27 protein-coding genes are annotated in these 20,438 nt (G+C 63.1%); 12 read left to right on the top strand and 15 right to left on the bottom strand.

The window, feature by feature from the left end:
* Positions 1–360 (top strand): WYL domain-containing protein (locus FJ986_RS30080; protein WP_140517607.1); only part of this gene is annotated, 360 nt, incomplete at its 5' end.
* A gap of 62 nt (positions 361–422) precedes the next feature.
* On the opposite strand, the gene FJ986_RS30075 is transcribed toward FJ986_RS30080, so the two are convergent.
* From FJ986_RS30075 to FJ986_RS30065, 3 genes are all read right to left on the bottom strand, one after another.
* Entirely contained in the window at positions 423–1,115 is a 693-nt protein-coding gene (locus FJ986_RS30075) for a DUF1013 domain-containing protein (RefSeq protein WP_140517606.1), read from the bottom strand.
* Positions 1,116–1,439: 324 nt separating this feature from the next.
* Positions 1,440–1,580: a DUF1127 domain-containing protein gene (locus tag FJ986_RS30070; protein ID WP_140500528.1), complete on the bottom strand. Its 141-nt coding sequence runs from the start codon at positions 1,578–1,580 to the stop codon at positions 1,440–1,442.
* A gap of 195 nt (positions 1,581–1,775) precedes the next feature.
* Entirely contained in the window at positions 1,776–2,786 is a 1,011-nt protein-coding gene (locus FJ986_RS30065; protein WP_140500527.1) for an NAD(P)H-quinone oxidoreductase, read from the bottom strand.
* 121 nt (positions 2,787–2,907) lie between these two features.
* Between FJ986_RS30065 and FJ986_RS30060 the strand changes: the two genes are divergently transcribed.
* The 3 genes from FJ986_RS30060 (at position 2,908) to FJ986_RS30050 (ending at position 4,729) form a co-directional block, all read left to right on the top strand.
* Positions 2,908–3,102: a DUF1192 domain-containing protein gene (locus tag FJ986_RS30060; RefSeq protein ID WP_140500525.1), complete on the top strand. Its 195-nt coding sequence runs from the start codon at positions 2,908–2,910 to the stop codon at positions 3,100–3,102.
* An 84-nt stretch (positions 3,103–3,186) separates the two neighbouring features.
* Positions 3,187–4,434: an MFS transporter gene (locus FJ986_RS30055; RefSeq protein ID WP_140500523.1), complete on the top strand. Its 1,248-nt coding sequence runs from the start codon at positions 3,187–3,189 to the stop codon at positions 4,432–4,434.
* Positions 4,435–4,465: 31 nt separating this feature from the next.
* Complete coding sequence (locus FJ986_RS30050; RefSeq protein ID WP_140500522.1) at positions 4,466–4,729, top strand: metalloregulator ArsR/SmtB family transcription factor; 264 nt, start codon at positions 4,466–4,468, stop codon at positions 4,727–4,729.
* A 35-nt stretch (positions 4,730–4,764) separates the two neighbouring features.
* Here FJ986_RS30050 and FJ986_RS30045 read toward each other — a convergent pair whose 3' ends face one another.
* The gene (locus FJ986_RS30045; protein ID WP_140517605.1) at positions 4,765–5,421 is read right to left on the bottom strand and encodes a glutathione S-transferase family protein; all 657 of its coding nucleotides are present in this window, start codon (positions 5,419–5,421) and stop codon (positions 4,765–4,767) included.
* Between the two features lie 50 nt (positions 5,422–5,471).
* Positions 5,472–6,356 carry an alpha/beta hydrolase gene (locus tag FJ986_RS30040; RefSeq protein ID WP_140676878.1) on the bottom strand — a complete coding sequence of 295 codons (885 nt, stop codon included), beginning with the start codon at positions 6,354–6,356 and terminating at the stop codon, positions 5,472–5,474.
* 89 nt (positions 6,357–6,445) lie between these two features.
* Here FJ986_RS30040 and FJ986_RS30035 point away from each other — a divergent pair, with 89 nt between their 5' ends.
* The 3 genes from FJ986_RS30035 to FJ986_RS30025 all read left to right on the top strand — a co-directional run bounded on the left by FJ986_RS30035 (position 6,446) and on the right by FJ986_RS30025 (position 7,898).
* Positions 6,446–6,967: a helix-turn-helix domain-containing protein gene (locus tag FJ986_RS30035; RefSeq protein WP_140676875.1), complete on the top strand. Its 522-nt coding sequence runs from the start codon at positions 6,446–6,448 to the stop codon at positions 6,965–6,967.
* 76 nt (positions 6,968–7,043) lie between these two features.
* Positions 7,044–7,277: a hypothetical protein gene (locus FJ986_RS30030; RefSeq protein WP_140500515.1), complete on the top strand. Its 234-nt coding sequence runs from the start codon at positions 7,044–7,046 to the stop codon at positions 7,275–7,277.
* Positions 7,278–7,466: 189 nt separating this feature from the next.
* Positions 7,467–7,898, top strand: a complete 432-nt coding sequence (locus tag FJ986_RS30025) for a heme-binding protein (protein ID WP_140676872.1) — start codon at positions 7,467–7,469, stop codon at positions 7,896–7,898.
* A 2-nt stretch (positions 7,899–7,900) separates the two neighbouring features.
* Here FJ986_RS30025 and FJ986_RS30020 read toward each other — a convergent pair whose 3' ends face one another.
* The 8 genes from FJ986_RS30020 to FJ986_RS29985 all read right to left on the bottom strand — a co-directional run bounded on the left by FJ986_RS30020 (position 7,901) and on the right by FJ986_RS29985 (position 13,687).
* Entirely contained in the window at positions 7,901–8,302 is a 402-nt protein-coding gene (locus tag FJ986_RS30020; protein ID WP_140500511.1) for a hypothetical protein, read from the bottom strand.
* A gap of 180 nt (positions 8,303–8,482) precedes the next feature.
* Positions 8,483–9,436 carry an agmatinase gene (locus FJ986_RS30015; protein ID WP_140580065.1) on the bottom strand — a complete coding sequence of 318 codons (954 nt, stop codon included), beginning with the start codon at positions 9,434–9,436 and terminating at the stop codon, positions 8,483–8,485.
* A 31-nt stretch (positions 9,437–9,467) separates the two neighbouring features.
* Entirely contained in the window at positions 9,468–10,142 is a 675-nt protein-coding gene (locus FJ986_RS30010; protein ID WP_140500508.1) for an amino acid ABC transporter permease, read from the bottom strand.
* Positions 10,139–10,798: an amino acid ABC transporter permease gene (locus FJ986_RS30005; protein ID WP_140568180.1), complete on the bottom strand. Its 660-nt coding sequence runs from the start codon at positions 10,796–10,798 to the stop codon at positions 10,139–10,141. The genes FJ986_RS30010 and FJ986_RS30005 overlap by 4 nt, the downstream gene beginning before the upstream one ends.
* Positions 10,799–10,899: 101 nt before the next feature.
* Entirely contained in the window at positions 10,900–11,757 is an 858-nt protein-coding gene (locus FJ986_RS30000; protein WP_140676866.1) for a transporter substrate-binding domain-containing protein, read from the bottom strand.
* A 2-nt stretch (positions 11,758–11,759) separates the two neighbouring features.
* On the bottom strand, positions 11,760–12,254 hold the full coding sequence (locus FJ986_RS29995) for an Lrp/AsnC family transcriptional regulator (protein WP_140500504.1): 495 nt from the start codon (positions 12,252–12,254) through the stop codon (positions 11,760–11,762).
* Between the two features lie 346 nt (positions 12,255–12,600).
* The gene (rpmF, locus tag FJ986_RS29990; protein ID WP_008834724.1) at positions 12,601–12,783 is read right to left on the bottom strand and encodes a 50S ribosomal protein L32; all 183 of its coding nucleotides are present in this window, start codon (positions 12,781–12,783) and stop codon (positions 12,601–12,603) included.
* A gap of 142 nt (positions 12,784–12,925) precedes the next feature.
* Complete coding sequence (locus tag FJ986_RS29985; protein WP_140500502.1) at positions 12,926–13,687, bottom strand: transglycosylase domain-containing protein; 762 nt, start codon at positions 13,685–13,687, stop codon at positions 12,926–12,928.
* A 78-nt stretch (positions 13,688–13,765) separates the two neighbouring features.
* Here FJ986_RS29985 and FJ986_RS29980 point away from each other — a divergent pair, with 78 nt between their 5' ends.
* The 5 genes from FJ986_RS29980 (at position 13,766) to FJ986_RS29960 (ending at position 18,710) form a co-directional block, all read left to right on the top strand.
* A complete protein-coding gene (locus FJ986_RS29980; RefSeq protein ID WP_140558867.1) occupies positions 13,766–14,683 on the top strand; it encodes a polyprenyl synthetase family protein in 918 nt (305 codons plus the stop codon).
* Positions 14,684–14,752: 69 nt separating this feature from the next.
* On the top strand, positions 14,753–15,508 hold the full coding sequence (locus tag FJ986_RS29975; protein ID WP_140676863.1) for an SDR family oxidoreductase: 756 nt from the start codon (positions 14,753–14,755) through the stop codon (positions 15,506–15,508).
* A gap of 207 nt (positions 15,509–15,715) precedes the next feature.
* Positions 15,716–15,934: a hypothetical protein gene (locus tag FJ986_RS29970; protein ID WP_140517598.1), complete on the top strand. Its 219-nt coding sequence runs from the start codon at positions 15,716–15,718 to the stop codon at positions 15,932–15,934.
* A gap of 13 nt (positions 15,935–15,947) precedes the next feature.
* Entirely contained in the window at positions 15,948–16,190 is a 243-nt protein-coding gene (locus tag FJ986_RS29965) for a hypothetical protein (RefSeq protein WP_140525753.1), read from the top strand.
* Positions 16,191–16,370: 180 nt separating this feature from the next.
* Complete coding sequence (locus FJ986_RS29960; RefSeq protein WP_140625009.1) at positions 16,371–18,710, top strand: response regulator; 2,340 nt, start codon at positions 16,371–16,373, stop codon at positions 18,708–18,710.
* On the opposite strand, the gene FJ986_RS29955 is transcribed toward FJ986_RS29960, so the two are convergent.
* Both FJ986_RS29955 and FJ986_RS29950 read right to left on the bottom strand, forming a co-directional pair.
* Positions 18,711–19,550, bottom strand: a complete 840-nt coding sequence (locus FJ986_RS29955) for a Stf0 family sulfotransferase (RefSeq protein ID WP_246681852.1) — start codon at positions 19,548–19,550, stop codon at positions 18,711–18,713.
* 34 nt (positions 19,551–19,584) lie between these two features.
* The gene (locus FJ986_RS29950) at positions 19,585–20,433 is read right to left on the bottom strand and encodes a lytic transglycosylase domain-containing protein (protein ID WP_140517597.1); all 849 of its coding nucleotides are present in this window, start codon (positions 20,431–20,433) and stop codon (positions 19,585–19,587) included.
* Positions 20,434–20,438 lie beyond the last annotated feature (5 nt).

Here is a 20,438-nt window from a genome sequence, read left to right as displayed (position 1 = left end):
GAGATCCACACGCCGATGTGGGTGGTGAGCGACGCCGCGCGCGAGGCGATCGACCTGATCGAGCGCGCCATCGAGAAGCGCCAGGTGCTGACCATCGACTATTCGGACGAAGCCGGCCGCGGCACCGCCCGCGACATCAGGCCCTTGGGCCTTTGGTTCTGGGGCAAGGTGTGGACGCTGGTCGCCTGGTGCGAGATGCGCGACGATTTCCGCGCCTTCCGCATCGATCGCATCGCCTCGGTGGTCATCGCAGGCCGCGTCTTCAAGCCGGAGCGCGGCAAGCAGCTCGCCGATTTTTACCGGGCGGTGGAACGCAGCGAGGATTACGGCATGGCGCCGGACCGTGCGGCGCGAAGCTGAGGTCTCCCAACCCGTAAAAAAGCCCGCTCGAAGCGGGCTTTTCGGTCGAGTTCGCGAGAATTCTACTCCTCGTCGTTATCCCTGTCCTTCGACTTCAGAGCCGAGAGCTTGGCGAACACGGCGTTGGCGTCGAGTTCGGCATCCTCGTCCTTCGGCTTTTCGGGAGCCGGAACCAGGCGCTCGGTCAGCGCCGCCGGCAGCAATGTGTCGCCGACCGGCTGTGCCTGCTCGCGGCCGCGCGATGCGCGGTTGACTTCCATGTCAAGATCGATCTGCGAGGCGAGACCGAGCGTCACCGGGTCCATCGGCTGCAGGTTGGCAGAGTTCCAGTGCTTGCGCTCGCGGATCTGCTCGATCGTGGACTTGGTGGTGCCGACGAGGCGCGAGATCTGCGCGTCCTTCAATTCGGGATGGTTGCGCACTAACCAGAGAATGGCGTTCGGTCGGTCCTGACGCTTCGACAGCGGGGTGTAGCGCGGCCCCTTGCGCTTGGATTCCGGCACCCGCACCTTGGGGTCCGAAAGCTTCAACCGCTGGTTCGGATCCTTCTCGGCACGCGCGATCTCGTCGCGGGTCAACTGGCCGGTCATGATCGGATCCATGCCCTTGATGCCTTGCGCCGATTCGCCGTCGGCGATCGCCTTGACCTCGAGCGGATGCAGCCCGCAGAACTGTGCTATCTGCTCGAAGGAAAGCGCGGTGTTGTCGACCAGCCAGACAGCGGTCGCCTTTGGCATCAGCAGCGTATTGGCCATTTTAAAAATCCTTCTCGTTCGCCCGCGTTCCCGCGCGGGCGGTGGTTTAGAGCCACCAAAATGGGAAATTCGCAGGTTATATAACCGCTCTCCGGCGGTTCCGCAATGTTTTTGGGAAGGCGTTTTTGGGAACGCCCGTCGATCTGGCAACCACACCGGGGCAGATCAATCACGGGCGGCATGAAAATGGTGCCGCGAATATGTTTGGGGTCCAGAAAGACAAAACCCGCCGGACAGGTCCGGCGGGTTCGGAACCGGCGACGAGCAAGCGTCTGCGGCGGCTCTGCTTTGCGACCCCGTCTTGCGGCGGGGCGGTTCTTGAAGTCAGATCGCCTGGCGGGCGATCTTTTCGATGTCGGCGCGGTTGATGCCGAGATCGCTGAGCTGGCGCGCGTTGAGGCGGTTCAGTTCGCGCACGGTCTCGTTGTACATACGCCAGTTACGGAAAGCGCGGATCGGGTTCATGTCAGTCCTCCAAATGGGGTGTTCGTTTCGATGATGCTCAAATAGTCATCATCGAGCGGCACTTGAATGGCTGATTTTGCATAGCAATGATGCAAATGCTGCATTGCACCATTAAGCTTTTGTTCAGCTTGCAGGCAGGGGCCGGGTCGCGGGTATGAGCCCGCCTCGGCCAGCCAGGCATCGGCAATGTTGCCGTCAGCCGACGTCGAGCACGATCTTGCCGATATGATCGCCTTCCTCCATACGCTCATGCGCCCGCCAGGCATCGGCAAGCGGGAAGATCATGTCCATGACGGGCGCGATCCGGCGCGTGCCGAGCAACGGCCACACCTGCGCTTCGAGCGCGGCTGCCAGCGCCGCCTTGAACTCGACGGTGCGCGGCCTCAGTGTCGAACCGGTATGAACAAGCCGCTTGACCATGATTTTCGAGAAATCGGCGCTCGCCACCGCGCCGCCTTGCAGGGCGATCTGGACGATCCGGCCCTCGACCGCCGCGGCCTCGTAGTTGCGCGCCACATAGTCGCCGCCGACCATGTCGAGGATGACGTCGGCACCCTTGCCGCCCGTCGCTTCCTTGACCGCCGCGACGAAATCCTCCTCGCGGTAGTTGATCGCCCGGTCGGCTCCGAGCTTCAGGCAGGCATCGCATTTCTCCTTGTTGCCGGCCGTAGTGATGACATGGGCACCGAAGGCCGATGCAAGCTGGATCGCCGTCGTGCCGATACCCGAAGAGCCGCCATGGACCAGCAGCGTTTCGCCTTTCTTCAAGCCGCCGCGCTCGAACACATTGTGCCAGACGGTGAAATAGTTTTCCGGCACGGCCGCCGCTTCCGTGTGGGTGAAACCGGCCGGCAGCGGCAGCACGCTGCCGGCATGAACCTTGACATATTCGGCGTAGCCGCCGCCGGGAGTGAGCGCGCAGACGCGCTCGCCAAGGCGCCAGCGAGAGATTTCGTCGCCGAGCGCGGCCACTTCGCCCGACGCCTCCAGGCCCGGCAGGTCCGACGCACCGGGCGGCGGCGGATAGGCGCCCTTCCGCTGCTGCACGTCGGGCCTGTTGACGCCGGCGGCGCGCACCTTGATCAATATCTCGCCGGGACCGGGCACAGGCACATCGCGCGTCTCCGGTTTCAGCACCCTGGGCCCACCCGGCTCGGAGATCGCGATGGCCGTCATCCTTGCCGGAATTTTAGATCCGCTCGCCATGAAATCTCCCGTCTTTCCTCGCCGCATTCTTGCCGGCTGTTTGCATCGACGCCCCTGCCCTATGTATGCTCATTGGCAAATCAGGCAAATGGCCAATCGGTATGGCGGAGGAGGAGCACAAATGGCGATCTTCGACGACGAACCCAAGAAGAAGGCGCGTCCGCACGAGATCGGGCAGGACCTGTCGCTGCTCTCCGTCGGCGAGTTGTCGGAACGGATCGGCATCCTGCGTGACGAGATCGCCCGGTTGGAGGCTGAACTCAAGTCGAAGGACAGCACCAAATCCGCGGCCGAGGCGCTGTTCCGCCGCGGATAAGGCCGAAAAGACCCGCCTCCGAAAAGCCCGAATGCGACTGTCTTCAGACTCTGCGTCTCTCCTCGATTTCAGCCGGATCAAAAAATGCTCGCAGCCTACAGACCGATCCTTTCGCTGCTTCGGGGCACCGCCTTCCTTTTGGCAGCGTCGGGATTGCACGGCTTGCTGTTGCCGCTGCGCGGCCAGGTGGAAGGCTTCTCCACCGCATCGCTTGGCCTGATGGGCACAGCCTGGGCCGGCGGCTTCGTCACCGGCTGCTTCTTTGCACCACGTATCGTGCGCCGTGCCGGCCACGTGCGCGCCTTCGGCGCCTTCGCCGCGTCCGGCGCCATCGTTGCGCTGCTCACCGGACTGGTCATCGACGAATATGTCTGGATCCTGTTGCGCGCCTTCACCGGCTTCACCATGGCCGGCGCCTTCATGGTCATCGAAAGCTGGCTGAACGAAAAGGCCACCAACGAGAATCGCGGCACCGTTTTCGGCCTCTATATGATGGTCACCTATGCCTCGATCATGGGCGGGCAGATGATCGTCGCCGGCGGCGACGTGAAATCGGCCTCACTCTTCATGATCACCGGCATCCTGTTCTGCCTGTCACTGATCCCGACCGCGGTATCGACCGCCTCGCACCCCAAGCCGCTCCAGGACGTCAAGCTCGACGTCAAGGGGCTCTACGCCAACTCGCCGGTCTCGGCCATCGCTTGCGTCCTCATCGGCATCGCCAACGGCGCATGGGGCACGCTTGGCGCCGTCTATGGCGCCCGCATCGGCATCTCCACCGCTGAGATCGCCTTGATGATGAGCCTGGTGGTGGTGGCGGGTGCCGCCATGCAGCTTCCGGCCGGGCGTTTCTCCGACAAGACCGACCGGCGCTTCGTGCTGGCGGGTGCCGCTTTCGGCGCTGCGCTGTTCGCGCTCTTGATCTTCCTGTTCGAGCCGCGCTCCGGCGTCTTCGTCATCGTCTTCACCGCCGCCTACGGTGCTTTCGCCTATACGCTCTATTCGATCGCCGTGGCGCATGCCAACGACCACGCCAGTGCCGAGGACTTCGTCAAGGTTTCGGGCGGCCTGCTGCTGCTCTATGGCTTCGGCACCATGATCGGACCCTTGCTGGCGGCCGCCCTGATGGGCTGGATGCGTCCGGAGGGCCTGTTTCTGGCGACCGCCTTCGCGCATCTTTCCCTGGCAGGCTACACGCTGCTGCGCATCAGCCGCCGCGCGCCGGTGCCGATCGAGGACCGCGACGCCTTCAAGACGCAGCCCGCCGACCGTTCGGTGACGCCGGAAGCATTGCGGCTTGACCCAAGAAGAAAAGCAGAAGCAAACGGTTGAGATTCGAAGAACTTTGCCCCACAAATGAGGCATGATGCTTTCCGACGCCTTCATGGCGATCGCCGATCCCAACCGGCGCCATCTCCTGGAAGAACTTCGACGCGGTCCCAAAACCGTCAATCAACTGGCAGCCGGGCTGCCGGTCTCACGTCCGGCCGTATCGCAGCATCTGAAGGTGTTGCTCGATGCCGGCCTTGTCCACGCCAAGGCCGAAGGCACGCGGCGCGTCTATACGGTGAGCAATGCCGGCTTCCTGAAACTCAACATCTGGCTCGACCAATTTTGGGAGACTTGATCGTTCCTGTTCAAACGACCGGTCACGCACCACGATCAGCCATCATTATAGGGGAAGAGCTTGAAATAGGGCTGCGCCTCCTCAATCACCTGGGCGAAGGCCGGCCGCTGCAACAGCCGGTCATGGTAGCGACTCACGGCAGGATATCTGTCGCCGAATGGCTCGACCTTGTTGGCGTAGAACAGGGCCGGCGAGGCCGCGCAATCGGCCATGGTGAAGGCGTCGCCCACAGCCCAGTTCCTCGACGCCATCTCCTGCTCGATGATCGCATAGGAATTGCGCAACTGGTCGCGCGCCTGTTCGACGCCGAACGGATCGGTCCTACGTTCCGGGCGCAGCCGGTCCCCGACGATCTTCTGCATCGGTTCCTGCACATAGAGATCGTAAAAGCGATCGGCCTGGCGAACCGCGATTGCGAGGTCGATATCGGCGGGGACGAGGTCGACCGGTCCGGGATAGTGCGCGGCCAGATACTCGATGACGAGGGTCGACTCCAGCACGGTGCGGTCGCGCGCATCGTCACGCAAAGCGGGCATCTTGCCCCAGGGCGCTATCTTCAGGAAGGCCGCTCGCGACTGCTCGTCGCCGAGATCGACGATGACGGACGCGAACGGCGTGCCGTTCTCGTAGAGCGCGATCAGCGGCTTCCAGCAAAACGAGGCCAGCGGATGATAGTGAAGCGTCAGGGACATTTTTGCTCACCTGTCTCGGGGTTCACGTCGTCTAGTACCGAAATGTTTACTTAACTATTGCCCAAACTTGTGGCGTCAGGACCGCGCTTTGAGTGCCAATCGGCCCGGATATGAGCAACGATGCCGGTGACGATCACATCCCAATCGTCCGGATGCAGTTCGTGGCCACCGCCTTCAACCCGGAGGAGTTTCGCGCCGGCGACCGCTCCGGCCAGCGCTTCGCCATGCTCGACCGGAAAGATGGGATCGGCCGTACCATGGATGACCAGCAGCGGCGCGTTCATCTCGTGCAGTCGGCCCCTCCATCGGTCACTATCGCCCTTGAGCAGGAAATGATTGGTCGCGCTGAGCAGGCCGGCGGAGCGATCGTAGTCCCGCTCGATGAAGGCTTTCATGCGGCCCTCGTCGAAGGGATGCGCTGTGCTGGCGATCGCCTTGGCATCTTTGATCATGAAGTCGATGACCTGGCGGCGATCCGACCAGTCAATGTGCGCGCCTTCAGCCGAATGTTTGATATAGGCATCGCTGGTCTGCGGCAGGTACGAGGTGTCCACCCCCATCGGCGAGCTGCTGATCACGGTCAGCGACGCGACACGGGACGGATGCTTGAGCACCACGAGCTGCGCGATCATGCCGCCCATCGACATGCCGACGATATGCGCCTTGTCGAGCCCGTGGCTGTCGAGAACGCCGATCGCATCGTCGGCCATGTCGTCGAACGTGTAGGGCGGCTCTCCCGGCGGGTATTTGGTCGAGCGGCCGGTATCTCGATTATCATAGCGGATTACGAACAGTCCCGCGGCGGCGAGTTTCCGGCAAAACGCCTCCGGCCACCACAACATTGAGGCCATCGCTCCCATGATCAGCAGCAGAGCGGGGTCGGCGGGGTCGCCAAAGGCTTCGGATATGATAGTGGGGCGTCCGGTCTTCGTCATCGCGTGGCCTCCTCATCTGCTTGCATTTTGCAATCGGTTGCACGATAATAAAACCGATACAATAATGCAACCGGTTTTGGAGAAATCGAATGAACATCGATCGCCGCTCGGGTTGCCCGATCAATCTTTCGCTGGAAGTGTTCGGCGACCGCTGGAGCCTGATCATCCTTCGCGACATGATTTTTGGCGGCAGGCGCCATTTTCGCGAGTTGCTCAACGGGTCGATGGAAGGCATTGCTTCCAACATACTGGCCGACCGGCTGAAGCGGCTGATGGATCTGGGCATGCTGACCAAGGCCGACGATCCTTCGCACAAGCAGAAGGCGATCTACAGCCTGACCGAAATGGCGATCACCCTGGTGCCGATCCTGGCCCATCTCGGCGCCTGGGGCCGCGTCTGGCTGCCGGTCAGCGAGGAATTGTCGATCCGGGCCGAGCTTCTGGAAAAGGGCGGGCCGCCGCTATGGGAGAAATTCATGGGTGAGTTGCGCCACGAGCATCTCGGCACGCCCCTCGATGCAGCGTCCGGCCCCTCTGTACGCGCGACCCTGCAGGCCGCCTATGAGGCCGTGCTCGCCAGCAAGGCTCTCGGCGGCAACCCGGCCGCGTGACCAACTATTTTCCCCGTTGAATGGCCGGCTCTGCTACAAGAGGCCGAAAATCACGTCACGAGATTGGAACAGACTCTTGGTTGAGAACTCTAGGGATACTGCCCGCGCGCGCGCCGATCTGCGCTTCAAGAAGCAGGAGGAAGCGGCCACGGTCCGACAGAAGGCCATGGCCGAGTATGTCGCCGAGAGCGATGCCCGCAAGGTCAAGACCGACAAGCTGCGGGCGCTGCGGCTGGCCAAGGAAGCCGAAGACCTTGCCAACGCGCCGGCAGTGCCCGCCAAGAAGCCCGCCCGCGCCAAGAAGAAGTAGCACGCCGCTCCCGGTTGCTTCGTTGCCGGCCCTGAGCCGGTGGCCGTTGATCGCATTTGGTGGATCGCGGCATAGGCGCGATCCGGATCGGCGCGTTCACCCCGCTTTCCACGAAGCAATTTCAACCGGAACCTGGATTGCCTCGTCCGGCCGGCTGCCGATGATTATCCGTTCAAACAGGAGATCGCCATGACCGCACTGCCGCTCGACAAAGCCCTCGAGATCATCGATGCCGCCTTCACCAAGGGCGCGGAGCTCAAGCTCAGGCCGCTCGGCGTCTCGGTGCTCGACGCCGGCGGCCATCTCGTCGCCTTCCAGCGCCAGGACGGCGCCTCGTTCCTGCGCCCGCAAATGTCGGCCGGCAAGGCCTATGGCGCGCTCGCCATCGGCATGGGCTCGCGCCGCGTCGAGGCCTTCGCCAAGGAGCGCCCGCATCTCATGACCGGCATCTCCGACGTCTCGGGCGGACGCGTGTTGCCGGTCGTGGGCGGCGTGCTGATCCGCGACAAGGCAGGCAGCATCATAGGCGCGGTCGGTATTTCGGGCGACAGCTCGGACAATGACGAAGCCGCCGCCATCGCCGACATCGAGGCCGCCGGCTTCACCGCCGATCCGGGCTGAGGTTAATTCAGGTTGATATCCCTGCTCGCCGACCGCATCGACACCGAGAAGCCGGCGAGCACGTCGAACAGCGCGATGATCATCAGCGTGAAGAAGACCGAGTGCGCGGCGCCCTTGACCAGCAGGAACTCGACCAGGAAGGCCACGAAGACCAGCGTCGACAACAGATGGTCCATGATCGAGGCGTTCGTAGTGCGCGCCGATTTCACGATCTCGACGAAGAGGAAGATGAGCCCGATCAGCACCATAAGGTCGCCGAGCGTCATCGAGAACACCCCGCCGGACATCATGCCGACGGAAAAGACCTCGCTTGCCCAGGGATCGTCACCGCTGCCGAATATTCCGAGCAGCCCGAGATTGTAGAGGACAAAGGGCACGATCAGCAGCGGGACGGCACCGAACATCTGGCGTCTCCATTTGGGGGCACCCCTTTGTAGAGTGCGCCACCGGCACGCCGTCAAGAATTTTCGCAGCACGCCCCAAACACGCTAGAAGACCGAATGCAACAACGATGTCAGCCGGTTGTCCGGCCGACATCTTAGAAATCGAGCCGCGGGATGCGTGAACGCGCACCCCGCTCGCGATCAGCGCTTGAAGTAGCCGGCGCGCACGGCCGCGCCGATGACGTTGAGGATGATATGGCCGGCCGTCATCGAGGTGATCTCGTTGACATCGCGCGCCGGCGCGATCTCGACGATATCCATGCCGACCAGCTTTCCTTTGCCGACCAGCCCCTTGATGAGTTCAATCGTCTGCCGGTAGCTGACGCCGCCCGGCTGTGGCCCCTCGACCGCCGGCATCACCGCCGGATCGAGGCCGTCGGCATCGATGGTGAGATAGTAGCGGCCGCCGTCGGGAATTCGCTTCAGGAGCGCCGCGGTGCCGATGTCCTGCCATTCATTGGTGGTGATGATGTTGGCGCCATAGGCGCGGGCGGCCTCGACCTCCTCGGTGCGCGCGCTGCCCTGGCCGCGAACGCCGACTTGGAAAATGTCCTTGATATGCGTCATTTCTGAGGCCCGGCGGATGGTGCTGGAATAGCCCTCCTTGACCCCGTTGACGTTGTCACGCCAGTCGAGATGGGCATCGAGCTGAACCAGCGTGATCGGACCCTCGCCGTCAAGCGCCCGGAAGATCGGGATCGGAATGCCGTGGTCGCCGCCGATTGTGATCGGCAGTGCGCCCGCGGCGCGGATCTTGCGGATCGCCGCTTCGGCTCTGCCGTAGTGCCCGACATGATCGGCCGCCGCGCCGGGAACATCGCCGACGTCTACCACCTTGATGTCCTTGCCGTCGAAGACTGGCCCACCGATGTCGAAATCATAGCGGTCGAGCGCCTGGCTGATCCGCTGCGAGGCGCGCCGCACCGCGGTCGGCGCATTGGTCTGGTCGTTGATCAGCTCGTCGATCGTGTAGGGATCGCCATAGGGCATGCCGATGATGGCGACATCGGCCTTCAGCGTGTCGAGGTCATCGACCAGCGGAAAGTTCATGAATGTCTGGAAGACGTCGCGCGGCGCGGTGGTGAGTTTGGACATGGGGTCTCCTCTGCGTTGAAGCTTTTTTGGATCAGGCGCCACGGCGGGCTGCGAGATGGGGCTGCAGCCTATGCTCCAGGCTGCGCGAGATCGCTGCCACGAAGGCCGTCAGCCCCCAGTACAGCAATGCGATGGCGGTGAAGATCTCCACCGGCGAGAAGGTGCGGCCAATGATGTTCTGGGCCATGTAGGTGAGTTCCGGTACGGTGATCGCCGACAGGATCGCCGATTCCTTGATCAGCGTAATGGTGAGATTGGTGGCCGCGGGCAGGATGTAGCCGAGCACCTGCGGAACCAGGATCTTGCGGAAGATAGTCAGGTAGCGCAGCCCCAGCGCGTAGCCGGCCTCGACCTGGCCGTACGAAATCGACTGGATCGCGCCCCTGATGATCTCGGCCGAATAGGCGCTGGCATAGGCTGACAGCGCGCCGATCGAAACGACCACGGGCGAGAGCCTGACACCGAACATCGGCAAGGCGTAGAACAAAAGGAATATCTGGATCAGGAACGGGATATTGCGGAATATTTCGACATAGGCTGAGACGATCGCCGTCGGCACCCGTCCGCCGCGCAGCCGGATAAGCGCCAGCACGGTGCCGAGCGCGAAGCCGAACGGCAATGCGACAGCGCACATCAGCGCCGTGTTGCCGAAGCCCTTGGCGAGGATCTGCCAGTTGTCCGCTATGACGGAAAAATCGAAGCTCATGCGCGTACGCCTTGCGCCTTGCGTTCCAGGCGCTTGGTCAGCACGCTGCATGAGAGCAGCACGACGAAATACAGCACCGCCGCGATGCAGAAGGCCTCGACCGGCCGGTAGGTGACGTTCATGATGTTCTGCGCGGTGCGGGTCAGTTCCACCACCGCGATCACCGACAGGATCGAGGATGCCTTCACCAGCATGGTGAACTCGTTGACCATCGGTGGGATAATGGCGCGGAAGAGCTGCGGCAGGATGACCTTGAACCAGGTCACGGCAGGCTTCAGCCCGAGCGCCTTGGCCGCCTCGTACTGGCCGGCGGGAATGCGCGTCAGCCCGGCGCGCAGGATTTCGGCGACGAAGGCCGCGCTGTTGAAGCTGAGCGCCAGCACGCCGGCCAGGAGCGGCGGCAGGTCGATACCGACGAGGCCCGGCAGCACGTAGTAGACCATGAAGATCTGCACGATCAGCGGCGTGCCTCGGATGAAGCTGGTGTAGACCGCGCCGATCCAGCGGATCACGCGCCAGCGCGACCTGCCACATGCGAGCAGGCCGAAGCCGATCAATGTGCCCACCAGAAACCCCAGCGCCGAGACGCTCAGCGTGATGCCGGCGCCGGCCAGGAATTCCGGCAGGAAGGTCAGCGTCTTTGAAAAATGGAACATTTTTCAGCTCGAATGATCCCTGGACGTCCGGGCCATCCGAGACCGGCGCGTCCAATGACTGGAACCACCGGTCCGGCAGCGCCGGGCGCCTGGTTGGGGGCTTAGAGCGCGCCAGGCGGCAGATAACCCTCGTCGGGCGTCTTCATCTCGAACCCGAACCGTTTGAGCTGAAGCTCCTTCAGCTTGCCGCTGTCCTTCAAGTCGCCGATTTTGGCGTTGATGAAGGCGCGCAGATCCTTGTCCTCCGGCCGCACCACCCAGGAGAGATAGGAGAATTCGCCGATCGAGCCGACGACCTTGTAGGTATCGGGAACGTTCTTCATCAGAACGGCCGCCGAAGGCGAGGCGATGACGATGGCGTCGACCTGGCCGGAGGCCAGAGCGACATGGGTCTCGGGGAAGGAGGTGAACAGCTTCATCTCGCCGACACCCTTGCCGCCTTTATCCTTGAGCTCCTTGTCATAGGCCTCGATGATGGGCTGCACGGAGGAGGCGAGTTGCGTGGCCACCACCATGCCGTTGATGTCCTCCGGCTTCTTGATGCGCTCCTCGTCGACGCGCACGACGACGACGTTCTCGAACGAACCGGTTGGCCGCGTGTAGGCGTATTTCGCCGCCCGCTCGGCGTTGATGCCGGTCGAGGTCGCCATCAGGTCGAACTTCTTGGCCAGCAGCCCTGGCAGCAAGCCTTGGAAAGGCAGGTTGAGCTGGTCGAGCTTCACGCCGAGCTGGCTGACCACATAGTCGAGAATGTCCTTGTTATAGCCGACGATCTGGCCGTCGCGGACGAATTCGAACGGCTCGAACGCGGCCTCGGTTCCGACAAGGATGGTGCCGCGCTGCTTGATTTGGTCGACCAGCCCATTGGCATGGGCGGTGGCAGTGAACGGCAGGAGGAGCGGCGCGGCGGCAAGAAGGGTCAGGACGCGGCGGCGCGAAGCGGAAAGAAACTCACCCATTGTTACCCTCTTTTTTCTTCGGTTTTGCTGTGCTGGTAAGCCCGGCCGCTATGCTTGAAGACGCGACCGATCATGTAGCTCTCGGAATCTTTGATCCCGGGAACGTTGGCCAGTTCACTGACGAGGAAATCGTGCAGGCTGGTCGTGGATGGCAAAGTGAGCTGGATGATGATGTCGAACGGCCCGGTCATGGCGTAAACGCTGTCGACGAACGAGTATTCCGACAGTTTTCGAGCAACGCTGATGATGTGCTCGCGGTCGACGTCGAGCCCGACAATGGCCGCAATGCCGACATCGCTGCGCAAAGGGCGCACGACCGCCTGGATGCAGATATCCGGGTCCTCGAGCACACGGGCCATTTTCCGCCGCACCGTCGCTTCGGTGACGCCGATGCGCTTGGCGATATCCACACTCGACATCCGCCCATCGACTTTGAGTTGGGAAAGGACGGCCTGCTCGGTATCGTCGAGATCACTTGTGCTGACGAAATCCCACATCGAATTCCCAATCTGTGTCGATTTCCGACTATAAATTCAAAAATCGCATAAGAAACCGTCTATGGCAATCCCACAGATTGCGAAAAACACCAGCGACGCTTCCTCCGGCGATTGCCGCGCATCGGGCTCACGGTTCGATCATTGGGAAAAGTCGTGTCGACCGAGTCGAAGGCGATGTGCGGTATGCAATCGGCCATGCCTCGAGGATGCACGATGAGGCGGCGTCCGGGCCGATCGGAGATCAAGGCCTGGAGACGCAGCTACGCTGTCGGTCGTCGGTCCCGACAGACGCAAAAAGACCGGCCAGCGGCCGGTCTTTTTAGCTCAAACATCAGGAAAGCTGGTCTCAGCTTTCCTTGGGCGTCAGCACCTGGCGGCCGCGATACATGCCGGTCTTCAGGTCGATATGGTGCGGGCGGCGCATTTCGCCGGAGTTCTTGTCCTCGACATAGGTCGGGGCCTTGAGGGCGTCTGCCGAGCGGCGCATGCCGCGCTTGGACGGAGAGGTTTTTCGTTTCGGAACGGCCATGGATATGCTCCACTACATGGTCAAAAGCCCCGCCCGCCCTCGTGAAAGGGCCGTGTCAGGGGCCGGAATCTGAGAAAGTCGGGTGCCTATACACGCCCGGTGCCGTTTTGGCCAGCGCTGCCCGCGAATTTTTTTATGTCGGCTACTGTAGGCAGCCGACATAAGCGCCGGATCGGCCGGCGCGCCGCTCGATCAAGTTGGCCAGCCTCCTCAGCCCCGGCCCGGGCTTGGCCGGGTTGCGGGCGATCGGATTTGGCAAGCTGACGGCAAGCAGCGCGGCCTGACGGCGCGACAGCTGTTTTGCCGAAATACCGAAATGGTGCCGCGCGGCCGCCTCGATCCCGTAGATGCCCGGCCCCCACTCGGCGATGTTGAGGTAGATTTCCATGATCCGCCGTTTCGACATCACCGCGTCGAGATAGACGGCCAGCGGCAACTCGACGACTTTGCGAACCGTGCCCAGCGGACGAGACCACAAAAACAGGTTCTTCACCGTCTGCATGGTGATGGTCGAGGCGCCGCGCGTCCCCTCGCCGGCCAGCGCGTCGTCGACGACACCCCGCAATTCGCCGAGGTCGACGCCGCGATGGAAACAGAACTGTCCGTCCTCCGACATGATCACCGAATTGGCCAGCACCGGTGCCACGTCGTCGATCGACACCCAGCGGCGGTCATAGCCGGAGAAGGTGGCAAGATCCTTCAGCATCAGCGTCGACACCGGATGCACGAAAGACGGCAGATAGAGAAAGGTCAGCACCGTAGGGATAAGCGCCAGCACGGCAGCCACGACGATACCGCGCCGGACCCAGCGTTTGAGAGCACGACGGTTCACGCCACGGGATCTCGTCGCCATGTCCAGCTTTTCGGTTTCATGATCGACGATCGGTTCCGCCAAGTCGCCCAACCCGTGTCTCTCCCTCCCCCGGCATAATGGCGCTTGTCTTCTTGCGCAACGTCTGAGTGTCGGCTACCGGTCCGGGCCATGACGAATGACGATGAAATGGCGTTCGAAACGGCGCTCGTCGCACGGGCCGCCGCCGTCGAGACGTTGCTGCGGCGATTGCTCGACGACCGCGCGCTCACGGGCGAGATCGCGCGGCCCGAGCGCCTTATGGCGGCGATGCGGCACGGCGTGCTCAACGGCGGTAAGCGCCTGCGCCCCTTTCTGGTGATGGAAAGCGCGGCCCTGTTTTCCGCCGACGGCGAAGCGGCACTGCGCGTGGCGGCCGCACTGGAATGCGTGCACTGCTATTCGCTGATCCATGACGACCTGCCGGCGATGGACGACGACGATCTGCGCCGCGGCCAGCCTACCGTGCACAGGGCCTTCGACGAGGCGACTGCCATCCTCGCCGGCGACGCCCTGCTGACGCTTGCCTTCGACATCCTCGCCGACGAGACTACGGCGCTGCCGGCGGAGCGGCGGGCCGCCCTTGTGCTGGCGCTCGCCCGCGCCGCCGGGGCCGGCGGCATGGTCGGCGGCCAGACGCTGGACCTCGAGGCCGAGCGCATCGCCCCTGACGAGGCCGGGATCATCCGGCTGCAGGCGATGAAGACCGGTGCGCTGATCCGCTTTGCCTGCGAGGCGGGCGCGGTCGTCGCCGGCGTGCCTGCCGGGGATCGCGAAAGACTGGCCGAGTTCGGCTCGGCGATCGGGCTTGCCTTCCAGCTTGCCGACGATCTTCTCGATTTGACCGCGGATGCCGCACAGATGGGCAAGGCGACGGGCAAGGACGCCGCCGCTGGCAAGGCAACGCTGGTGGCGCTGCACGGGGAGGCATGGGCACGCGCCCAGTTGCATGGCCTTGTCCATCAGGCGCATGCGCTGCTCGAACCCTATGGCGAGCAGGCCGGCCTGCTGAAGGCAGCCGCGACCTTCGTGGCGACGCGCAACAATTGAAATCGGGCAGACCCCGGGGCTTGGCGTGAAGGTCTCTGTTTAACGGGCCAATCGGGAGGATCAGGTTCGATGTCGACCAAATTGTTCGATCTCAGCGGGCGCACCGCCCTCGTAACCGGCTCCTCGCAAGGCATAGGCTTCGCCTTGGCCAAGGGTTTGGCCGAAGCCGGCGCCAGGGTGATCCTCAACGGCCGTGACGAGGCAAGGCTCGCCACCGCGATCAGGCAGATTCCCGGAGCGGAAAAGCTGGCCTTCGATGCTACCGATCATGAAGCGGTTCGCTCGGCGGTCGACGGTTTCGAACTGGAGGGCGGAGCGATCGACATTTTGGTGAACAATGCCGGCATGCAATTCCGCGCGCCGCTCGAGGAGTTTCCCGCCGATGCGTTCGAGCGCCTGCTGCAGACCAACGTCGCCAGCGTCTTCCATGTCGGCCAGGCCGTGGCGCGCCATATGATCAGGCGCGGTCGCGGCAAGATCATCAACATCGCCAGCGTGCAGACCGCGCTCGCCCGTCCGGGCATCGCGCCCTACACGGCAACGAAAGGCGCGGTCGGCAACCTGACCAAGGGCATGGCTACGGATTGGGCCAAACATGGCCTGCAATGCAATGCCGTTGCACCCGGCTATTTCGATACGCCGCTCAACGCTGCCCTTGTCGCCGACCCTGCGTTCAGCACCTGGCTGCAAAAGCGCACGCCAGCCGGCCGCTGGGGAAAGGTCGAGGAACTGGTCGGCGCCTGCGTCTTCCTGGCCAGCGATGCCTCCTCTTTCGTAAACGGCCATATTCTCTATGTGGACGGCGGCATCACAGCGTCGATCTGATCCGCCGCGCCGAACAGGCAGGCGCGCCAAATGCTGCCCGATCGATAACCGGTTGACGCGGAGCTGACATCACTCGTGGCAGCATTCCGCTGTTCGAAGATACGCGGCTGCGGTGGCCTCACTCCCGGCCAGAGCGTTTGGGGACCTTGCGTTTCGGGAACAATTGCACCCGTCGCGACGTTCGGGACCAGAAGCAGGAGGCAACCCATGAACGATAACAAGCATCGCAAACAGCCGAGGCCAAGCGATCGCGACTTGCGCAACGATCCCGGCATCGGCGCATCCAAAGGCACCATCAAGGGTGGCGACATTCTTGACGACGACGAGGAACTCGATGGCGAAAATACTTTTCGGGGCGATGTCGAGAACGACACCACCCCGCAAGGCGGTGTGAACCCCGACCAGACCGGCCGGACGAACAAATAGAGGGAGATATCCCATGACCGGCAAGAAGACCCACGAACAGCAGGTGCAAATCATCGAGGAGCGGGTGAACACCAAGAATGCGGACAAGAATTTCAACGCCGAGGACGAACTGAAGCGGTCGAAGCGGGAAAGAACGGCTCGCCAGCAGGGCCAGTCGCTCCGGGGCGGCGACGTCGATCTGGTCGATGCCGACGACCGTGAAATGCTTCGCGGCTCGAACCAGGAATCCCGGCATCACAAACGGCCCGCGGATTGAAATAATATCCGAAGCTTGACCGTCCCTTGAAGTGGCCGCGGCCCTTCATCTCGGCGCAGCCGGCAGGCTACATGGGAGGCTCGGCGGGAATCCGAAATCCTCGGTCGCCAGAACGAAATCTTAATGTAAATCAAGCGTAATCCCGACCGTCAAAATAATGCGTATGTGTTGGGGTTGCGCATGCCGGAATATTCTTCCTTCATACGGTCCATCCGGAGCCGTTATCTCTCAGGATTGCTGATCTTCGCGTTGGCTTCGCTGGCGATCATGCTCGCACTTGATCGCGTCAATTCCTTCCGCCACCAGATCGATGCACTGAGCAGCAACCTTGTCATCTTTACCCGCGATCTGCGCAACGCGACCAGCTTCGCCGAGACGACGGGAACCGCCTGGCGAGCGGAGACGCGCGATGCGCTGACCGCGTCGGCGCGCGGCCATTCGGAACGCCTGACCAGCGAGATTGGGACGCTTGCGGCCCAGATCGCCGCATTGCGTCCACGCCTGTCGACAAAGACGATCAACGAGCTCGAATCCGCTTCGGTCAATGGCGACCTGTTCTGGTCTCCGCGCGACATGATTCGAAACTTCAACCTGATGTCGGTGGCGCAGAAGGTCGATGAGTGGAGCTATCGCGAAATCCGCAACCAGAACGACCTGTTTGCCCAGCCGATGCTGGTCCGCGTCCGCACCGCCATGGACGACGAGCGCCATTTGGCCGACGCCTCCAGTGACCGGCTGCTGCTGTGGGCGAGCGGATTGCTGTTCGCGGTGCTCTCCATCGCCGCTTTCTGGATCTTCCGGCCGATGGAGCAAGCCATCCGCCGCGCCTTCGCCGAATCCGCCGAGTCGCTGTTCAAGGCCGAGGCGGCCGACCGCGCCAAATCGGAATTCCTCGCCAATATGAGCCACGAAATCCGCACGCCGATGAACGGCGTGCTCGGCATGGCCGAGCTGCTGGCCAAGACCGAGCTGACCGCGCGCCAGAAGACCTTCACCGACGTCATCGTCAAATCCGGCAATGCGCTGCTCACCATCATCAACGACATCCTCGATTTCTCCAAGATCAATGCCGGCCAGCTCACGCTCGACCCGGCGCCGTTCCGCCTTGCCGAGGCGGTCGAGGATGTGGCCACGCTCGTCTCCGCCCATGTCGCCGAAAAGAACCTCGAACTGATCGTGCGCGTCGACCCGCGCCTGCCGGCGTACGTCGTCGGCGACGCCGGGCGGTTCCGCCAGATTGTCACCAACCTGCTCGGCAACGCGGTGAAGTTCACCGAGAAGGGCCATGTGCTGATCGACGTCGGCGGCGAAACCGTCAATGACGTCGTCCAGCTCAAGTTGCGCGTCGAGGACACCGGCATCGGCATCCCGGCCGAAAAGTTGCAGAACGTGTTCGAAAAATTCGCCCAGGTCGACGGCTCCTCGACCCGCCGTCACGAGGGCACCGGCCTTGGTCTCGCCATCGCCGCCCGCCTCGTCGACCTGATGGCCGGCAAGATTGGCGTCGAGAGCGAGATCGGCCGCGGCTCCGTATTCTGGTTCGCGGTGCCCCTGCCCGTGCATCGTGCCGAGGCTCGCGACGAGATTGTGCCGGTCGACGTCACCGGCGCCCGCGTTTTGGTCATCGACGACAATCCGGTCAACCGCGAGATCCTGCTCGAACAGCTCAGGAGCTGGAGCTTCGACTGCGCCGCCGCCGAAAGCGGTGCGGTCGGCCTGGCTTTCCTCGACCGCGCCTGCCAGCTGGGGGCCGCCGTCGATTGCATCATCCTCGATTACCAGATGCCCGGTATGAACGGCGCCGATGTCGCGAAAGCCATTGCCGCCGACAGCCGGCTGTCGGCCATACCGGTCGTGCTCCTGACCTCGGTCGACCAGGTCGATTTCGGCAAGATGATCATTGATTTCGGCATTGCCGCGCACCTGACCAAGCCGGCGCGCTCCGCGGTCCTGCTCGGCACCGTCATCTCGGTCGTCCAGAAAGCCCGCTCGCAGGTCGGCAGGGCGCAGTTCGTTCGCGAACCTGTACCGGCGCTGCCGCAGGCGGCGCCGCCCGCCTTTACCGTCATCCGCGGCCCGGCAATGCCGGCCGTCCCCGTGCCGGAGCCGACGGTCGCGCCGAACGGTCCGATCGACATCCTCATCGCCGAGGACAACGAGGTGAACCAGTTGGTGTTCGGCCAGATTCTCAACGGGTTGGGCTTGAGCTATCGTATAGCCGGCAACGGCCGCACGGCGGTCGAGATGTACCGCTCGTTGCGCCCGAGGCTGATCCTGATGGACGTCTCCATGCCGGAGATGAACGGTTACGAGGCGACCCGCGCCATCCGGGCGACGGAGGCCTCGGATGGCAGCCACATTCCGATCATCGGCGTCACCGCGCATGCGCTGAAGGGCGACCGCGACAAGTGCATCGAAGCCGGCATGGACGACTATCTGCCGAAGCCGGTTTCACCCGACCGCCTCGGCGCCAAGATCGGCACCTGGCTCAGCGAAACGGTGGTGGCGAAGACGGCATAGCTATACCGTCGACGCCTCGGACGCCGCATCCAGATGATAACGGCGCATCCAGTCGAGGCTTGTCTCGTCGGCAAGCCTTGCGACGCCGGGTCTTATATCGCCAGCATCCGGTGACTGAACCCCCAAGGCGTCGCAAACGGACGCCAACGTTGCAACCGGATCGCTCGACAGGCGCTCATAGCCGATTCGCAGCGGGATTACCTCTTGCTCCGCGAACCACATGTTCCAGGCAGTGTCATAACCATCGAGCTCGGCAACCTCATCCTTGATCCGCCCGAAATCATATCGAGGTTCTCCGGGAGGTCCCACCCTTTCCAGTTCGGTGCCATCGGGAGCGACATGCCAAAGGCCGGTTTGCTGCGCCTTGACCAGCGATACGGCCTGCGCAAGCTTGTCCTCGCGTGACAGATGTATGTAGAGAACACGGCCAAAAGCCCTCTCGAAACGAGCTTTATCCGAGACAAGCCCCGGGAAAATCCGGTCGAGTATTGCTGAAAGCTCATCCAGATTCTCTCGCATCAGGCGCAGGCCGAAAATGCCGGTCCCACCCTTGCCGGCGGCGATGGCTGCATTGAGATAGGCGGCATTGAATTCGAGTTCGCCCATCGTGTCGCGGCCGGGCAGCCCCCACTCTTCGGCCCATTCGGGCACGTCCTGCCGCCGATAGAACGAATGAGGATCGCCCGCCGCCTTCGTGGAGGCCAGGAGTTTGCACAGCAAAGTGCTTCCGGTCCTGGGCGTGCCGCAGATAATATATGCGTCGACCATCCTGCGGCCCTCATTGCTCGTTGAAGGCAGGGCAATGCCGGCCAATCCAGGGCCTATAGCCGCGGCCGTCATTTTTATCGCCCCTTCACCCGCAACGACACACCCGCTATCGGTTGCGCACCACCACGCATGCCCCGCCGACACTTTGCAACTTCTGGCAGATAGCGCCGGCGACGGCACGGTCGTCGACCCCGATCCTGACCGCGTAGATGCCGCGCCGGCCGATCGGCGTGCGCACCCGGCTGACCACCGGATCATGCCCGCCTAGCAGGGCCGGGAAGCGGCCTCTCACCCTGAGCCACTGGTTGATCGCGGCGCTGCGGCGGAAATTGCCGGCCACCTGGATTCCCCAGGGCTTTATGTTGATGGAAGCCATCGCCACCGTCCGCGACATGATCACCGGGAGCTTACGGCAGGCCGCGACGAAATCGGATTTCGCGTCGAGCGGTCGCACGCTTCCGGCATAGGCGCGGTCGGCGAACTTATCGACCGGCTCGCCCATGATGTCGAAGACATAGCTTTCGGTTTCCATCGGCAGGAAGCCGCCCGAGCCCAGCCAGCGCGAGACCCGGTTTTCGCCGGCATTGTAGGCGGCGGCCGCCAGGCCGAGATTGCCATAGCTGGTCTTCATCTCGGCGAGGTATTTCGCCGAGGCCGGGATCGCCTGGTTGATGTCGAAGGAATTGGCGAGCCCGCGCATCTTGGCGGTCCCCGGCATGAACTGGGCGATTCCTTCGGCGCCGACCGGACTGACGGCGTTGGGATCGAACCGACTTTCCTTCCAGATCAGCCGGGCGAAGAAATCCCTGGGCAGACCGTTCTGGTCGGCATGGGCCTGGATCAGGTTGCAGACCTTGTCGATCAGCCGCTGCTTGGCCGATTGCGGCGGATCGGCCTGGGCCAAGGTGGGCCACCCGCACAGCAGGATCAGCGCCACCGGGAGGAAGCGCAGCATTCGAC

The sequence above is a fragment of the Mesorhizobium sp. B1-1-1 genome (assembly GCF_006442955.1).
Lineage (GTDB): Bacteria > Pseudomonadota > Alphaproteobacteria > Rhizobiales > Rhizobiaceae > Mesorhizobium.
The sequence above is the reverse complement of the archived record's forward strand: the minus strand, read 5'-3'. Positions and strand labels throughout refer to the sequence as shown.